At 72.0% G+C, this 6,168-nt stretch carries 4 protein-coding genes and 1 pseudogene; all 5 read left to right on the top strand.

The annotated features are described in order from the left end of the window. Positions 1–306, top strand: a pseudogene (locus tag ACWC21_RS10600) (hypothetical protein); the annotation flags it as partial. A gap of 91 nt (positions 307–397) precedes the next feature. Then, a complete protein-coding gene (locus ACWC21_RS10605; RefSeq protein WP_450880197.1) occupies positions 398–4,102 on the top strand; it encodes a hypothetical protein in 3,705 nt (1,234 codons plus the stop codon). A 77-nt stretch (positions 4,103–4,179) separates the two neighbouring features. Continuing rightward, positions 4,180–5,061, top strand: coding sequence for a type VII secretion system-associated protein (locus ACWC21_RS10610; RefSeq protein ID WP_450880199.1), 882 nt, complete (start codon positions 4,180–4,182; stop codon positions 5,059–5,061). Positions 5,062–5,246: 185 nt separating this feature from the next. Then, positions 5,247–5,690, top strand: coding sequence for a YbaB/EbfC family nucleoid-associated protein (locus ACWC21_RS10615; protein ID WP_450880201.1), 444 nt, complete (start codon positions 5,247–5,249; stop codon positions 5,688–5,690). After that, positions 5,683–6,036, top strand: a complete 354-nt coding sequence (locus ACWC21_RS10620) for a WXG100 family type VII secretion target (protein WP_450880203.1) — start codon at positions 5,683–5,685, stop codon at positions 6,034–6,036. Before ACWC21_RS10615 ends, ACWC21_RS10620 begins: the two co-directional genes overlap by 8 nt. Positions 6,037–6,168 lie beyond the last annotated feature (132 nt).

A 6,168-nucleotide genomic window follows, 5' to 3' on the forward strand; every position in this document is an offset into this window, starting at 1 on the left:
GGGGTTCTGTATGACCGGCAGCCGGCGTTGACGCCGGAGGAGCAGCAGGCCGGGGTTGCGTATGACCGTCAGCCGGCGGTGACGTCGGGGGAGCAGCAGCCTGGGGTGGCGTCACCGCCGCAGCCCACGCTGGTGGGGGTGTCGGAGTCGGTGACCAGCGGGCCGGCACCGTCCGGGGCCCTGCCCGATCCGCCGCAGCCCACGCTGGTGGGATGGTCGATGTCGGTGTCCAAAGGGCCGGAGCAGTCCGGGGTCGCTCCGGACAGTCCGGCGGAGCCGGAGCCGGCGGTACTGCCCGGCTTCTAGACGGCTGGCGCCCGCCTCGTGACCGGCCGGGCCAGCGAATGCAGTAGACCTGGGATCGACGCGAGCGTCGGGTGGAGGGAAACGCGGGGCCATGGCCGGCGGTAACAAGAGCAGTGACGTCCCTGGCTTCTCCGAGGGCGAGGACGGTGTCTGGGCCACCAAAGACGGAGACACCAGCGGTGACTACAGCAGCTGGGACTGGAAGCACATCATGGCGGCCATCAACGGCGGCGCCGCCTATGTCGCCGACAGTCACAATCAGGAGCAGGCCAAGCAGTTCTCCGATCCGGAGACCGTCCAGGAGGCGGCCAACACCTTCTACTACACGCAGCAGGTGTTGGAGGAGGTCGCTCAGGTCCTGAAGGACCAGACCGACCAACTGACGGGCGAGAACGGACCGTGGCAGGGTGAAGCGGCGTCAACCCTGAGAACAGCCATGGCCGGGCTCTCGACGCAGGTGCAGCACATGTCCGACACGCTGTCGGGCGGCGTCACCGGCGACTACAACGTCCCGCAGCAACTGGCGGACAACGCCCAGCATCTGCGCGAGGCCAAGGCGAAGATCAACGACATCAACGCGTGGTACGCCCAACAGGCGCTGGCGATCAATCCGCACCTTCTGATGAGCAACGGCCTGGTCCGGGTCAGTGCCAACAAGAAGATCGTCGAGATGATGGGCAACGACATGCGGAGTGTGCTCGTTGCCCTGTCCCAGCACTACAAGGTCACCAAGGACTCCGTCAGCCAGCCGACCTCCCCCACCAACCCGGCGAACTCCCCGTCCGACAACATGCCCTATACGGGTGACGGAATGCCGTACACCGGCGATGGAATGCCTTATACCGGCGACGGGATGCCGTATACCGGCGGTGGCGTACCGAACTACGGTGACGGAGCGCCGTACACCGGCGACGGAATGCCGTACAACGGAGGTGGCATACCGAACTACGGCGGGAACTCGCCCCAGGACGTCGCCGCCCCGACCGACTACCCGAACACCGGTCTGACGCCCGGCACCGGGACGCTGGACCCCACGGACCCGGGCTCCTTCGCACCGAACGCGACGGACCTGGGAGCCCCGGGCTCGACCGCGGACGGCCCCGGCATCAAAGACGCGACCGTGTCCCCGGCGCCCTTCGACGCATCCGATCTCGGCTCGGGCGCGCCCCTGGACAACGGGCCGGGGCTGAGCCCGAACGCGTTCACCGGTGATACGTCACTTGGTGGCGACCCGGCGAACATGCCCTCCACGGGGCAGCTGGACCCGGCCATGGACGCGGCGCTCAACCCCAACGGCCAGGGCACCGGCGCTCCGATGCCCGAGGTCGCCCCCTTCCCGCTGGGCGCGGGCCTGACCTCGCCCGGAACCGGCAGCACCGGCCCCAAGGCCCGCACGCTGGACGCGCCTTCCAAGTTTCCCGGAGACCTGGGCCTGGACAGTCCGGGAGCGACCGGTCAGGGCTCGTCCACCGCACCGGGTACCGCCGACATCGCCGGGTTCCCGGACACGAGCCTGCCCGATGTGAACACCGACGGCATCGCGGCCCCGGGCACCGGTGTGGGTTCGGTCCCCGACGTCTCCGGTTTCCCGTCGGCCGGCCTGTCCACCGACGCGCCCGGGTTGCCGGGCGGAACGGCGGATGTCGCCGGTTTCCCGTCGACCGGTGTGGGAGACGGGGTTCCGGGCCTGTCCGACATGCCGACCGATGCTGCCGGGGTTCCTGGCGCCGGTGTCAATGCGTTCCCGGGCAGCACGGCCCTCGACGGTGCCGGTCGCACGCCGATGATGCCCATGATGCCGATGGGCGGTATGGGGGGCATGGGTGGCGGTGCCGGCGGACAGGAGGGCGCGCCGTCCGACGCGTCCGGTCTGCTGGGCGGCGATGTCACTCCGTGGACCGGCTCGTCCGACCTGGGCGGTGACACGCCCGGTGAGGTGACCGGCGGTGTCGGTGCCGGTGGGCCCGGGTTGCACCTGCCGGGTCGGGAAGACCTGGCGGCGCCCGGGCTGCCCGGTGGATCGGCTGGATCGGCGGATGTCGCCGGTTTCCCGTCGACCGATCTGGGAGACGGGGTTCCGGGCCTGTCCGACATGCCGACCGATGCCGCCGGGCTTTCCGGCGACGGTGCCGACGCGTATCCGGGCAGCACGGCCCCGGGAGGTGGCGCCGGTACCCCGATGATGCCGATGATGCCGATGGGCGGTATGGGGGGCATGGGTGCCGGTGGCGGTGCCGGCGGGCAGGAGGGCGCGCGGTCCGACGCGTCCGGTCTGCTGGGCGGCGATACCGGTCCCTGGGCTCACACGGCGGATGCCGCGGATCCCACGGGCGACGTCGTCGGCGGTGCCCGGGCCGGTGGGCCTGGGCTGAACCTGCCGGGTGACGGTGCAGAACACCTGGTGGCCGGAGGACCGTCGCCGCAGACCGCCGACGGCGCCGGCATGGCGGACGGCGCCAACAGTGCGGCCAGTGCGGACGGCGCGGAAAGCGCCGGCAGCGCCGCCGGTACGCCGGTGATGCCCATGATGCCGATGGGTGGGATGGGCGCCGGAGCGGCGGGCGGCGAACGCGAGCAGCAGCGTTCCGACGCGTCCGGACTGCTGTTCACCACGGGCGAGCCATGGGCGGGCACCCCGGCGGCGGACGGTCCGGCCGTCGGGTCGCCGAACGGTGCGGCGCCCGGTGACGCGTACCTGAGCCTCGGCGACGGCGTCGGAGCCGGCCACCCCGCGGCCACCGCGGCATGGCCGCCGTCGGCGGCGGAGGAGCCGGCTCAGGAGCAGCCGTACGCAGCGCAGGCCGAGCAGTCCGCCGCGGGATTCCCGGCGGTGATGCCGTTCCTGGGGCCTGGGGCGTCCGCGGGCGGTACCGGAACCAGCAGCGGCCGCAGCCGGGGCGAGCGCGGTGAACGGACCGAGCAGGCCGAAGGCGCCCCGGCGGCCCTGTGGGGCGATGCCGAGTGGCCGGCCGGGCAGCCCGGCGCGCCGGGCGCCGAGCCGTCCCAGGGCCTTTCGCAGTCGGCGTGGGACACGCCGCACGCAGCGGCCGTCACACAGCCGTCGGCACCCCCAGCGGCCGCCACAGAGCCGCCTGTTGCCGCCGACCCGGCGGGCGTCCACCCCGCTGCCGAGGAGGCTCCTCCGGCACCCGGGGCGCAGCTCCCCGTGCACACCGAGGTCGCGGCGCCCGCGCACCAGGCCGCGACCGCCTACCGGACACCGGCCGCTCCGGCCGGGGAGCCGCAGGCGCAAGGCGAACAGCAAACTGCCCACCAGGAGCCCGTCCACCAGGAGCCCGTCCCCCACGTCTCGGCCACCGAGGCGCCCGCGGCGGACGACCCGACGACCTGGGACGTCTCGACCGGGTCACTGTTCCCCCTGCTCGGGGGGCACGGGCAGGAGACGGACACCGGCAGCGGCGCGGGCACCGAGGCGGCCCGGCAGGAGGCGGCCGCCGCCACCTCCGTCATGGCCGGTGCGTACGCCATCGCCCGGGCAGTCACCGCCGACCAGGCTCTCGCCGAGCCCGCGCGGCCGGCCTGGCGGCCGAAGGCGTCGGGCGGTGGCGGCGTTCCGGTGGAGCTGTCGTGCGCGATCGACGAGCCCGAGGAACCGCCTGCCGAAACCACCCGCCGCCGGAGCTCCGCCGCCGACGAAGACGACGAGGACGAGGACGCGGGCAGGCGCAAGGGCAAGAAGCGGGACCAGGACGGCAAGACGAGCGTCGCCGATCTGCTGCGCCAGGAGGAAGACGTCTGGGGCGGCGCCGGACAAGGCTCGAGCGTGTTCGGCTGACGCCCGGCGACCGGGCCGGACGCGCGGGCGGTTCAGGCGCACCGTGAAAGCAACGAGAGACGAAAGAGACGTAAAAGATGAGCAGCACGTCGAACGGGAAGGACGCGGCGGGCGGTCAGCCCGAGCCGGTCATCCCCACCGTACCGGTGTCGCAGCAGGCCACGGCGCCCGGCGGAGCCGACGCCGGGCAGGCCGTCCCGCAGGCGCAGCAGCCGGAGGACGAGGGGAACGACATCCCGCCGGTCCCGGACCACATCCGCGAGGCGGCCCGGCAGGCCCCCGACCACTGGCTCGGCCTGGTCGATCCGACCTGGTCGGGTGAGGGAACGCCGCCGAACTGGGCCCTCGTCGGCCAGTGGCGGTCGGACCTCGACGGCGAGATCGTCGAATGGCAGGACAACGAGGAGTACCAGCCCTCGCCGAAGGCCATGGGCTGGCCCGACCCGACCGACCCGGTCGACGACGCGGTGCAGCTCGCCGCCACCGGCTACGGCCTGGCGGAGACGGTGACCCACACCCTGGCCACCGCGGAGGTGGCGGTGTTCCTCGCGCCGGGCGGGGGACTGCTGTCCGCGGTCGCACCGGACGACGAGACGCCCATCGTCCCGGTGTTCACCTCGCCCGACCATCTCCACGCGGCGGGACGCCTGTCCTTCAAGCCGATGAAGGTCCCCGAGCTCCTCGACCAGCTTCCCGAAGGGCATCTGATCTATCTGAACGCCTCGGGGCCGGTCAGCATGACGGTCGAGTCCGGTGCGCTGCGCGAGGCGGTCGAGGCAGCGGCCCGGATGGAGGGGGAGAACAGCTGGTACGGCTCCGTGGACGGCATGCTGAACGGTGCGACGGGTGCCTCCGCGGCCCCGGAGGCACCTGGCGGCCCCGGCACTCGCGAACCGCTGGAGACGCCCCAGGGGACGGCCGACGGGACGATGCCGGTGGACCCGGGCGGTCTGCTGTAGCGCCGGACCGGCGGACCCCGCCCGGCGGTGCAGCGGACACCGGCACCCGGCGGATGCGGATACGAAGGCAGAACCCGCTGTACAGGAGGTCCATCATCCGCCCGTGACCATGGTGGTGCGCCCGTCAGCAGGTTCACTTGACCTTCCGAAGCATTCGAATCCACGTGTTGTCCGGGAGGGCCGGGATGTCGTCTCCGTACGATCAGCAGATCGAGGAGCTGCTGGCGGACTACCGCAAGCAGCGCGATCAGGCGTTCGAGTCACGTCAGCAGATCAACGCGGTGACGGCGACGGCGACGGCACCCCGGCAGGTGGTGCGGGTCACGGTGGGGGCCCAGGGGCAGATCACGGAACTGGACTTCCCCACCGGGGCCTACCGGAACATGGCACCCAAGGATCTGGCCAGGGTCATCCAGGCCACCGTCGACAAGGCCCGTGCCCAGGCGCTCAAGAAGGTGACCGAGACGGTGACCGCGGCGATGCCCGGAGGGATTCCCCTCGCCGACCTGTTGGAGGGCAAGTTCGACCCCCGCGCGTTCCTGCCGGAGGAACTCCCCATGCCCGAGGCAGTGAAGGACTACGTGGACCACGGGTACCGAGGGACGCAGGGGGACAGTCGCGGTGAGTGAGCAGCAGCAGCCGTCCTCGGGTGACGTCGTCCGGGTCGACACGGAGCAGATCAGGCAAGCCATCGGGACCCTCGAGGGCATCTGGCGCAGGCTGGACCAGGCGGGACGTGACCTGGTCGACCGCTCCAACGAGTTGGGTGACTGCTGGGGCGACGACAAGTCCGGCAAGAAGTTCCACGAGAAGTACTGGGACCCGCACGAGAACGCCATCGACGCCGCGGTGCAGGGCGCGAAAGTGCTCAAGGACGCCACGGAACAGGTGCAGGACATGGTGAGCGCCTACGAGCAGGTCGAGCAGAACGCGACCGACACCGCGACGAACCTGGGGACCGGCATGGGCGCCTGAGGCTGCGGCAACGACCGCGCACACCGCTCGCCGGCGCGGCACCGTGCCGCGCCGCCATCGCCTGGTCGCCGCTGAACTTCCCCCGTCTTCCTCCTTCCCCTGCCTAGTCCTGTTTGTGGTGGTTGCCGACTC

It is taken from the genome of Streptomyces sp. NPDC001348, assembly GCF_053597535.1.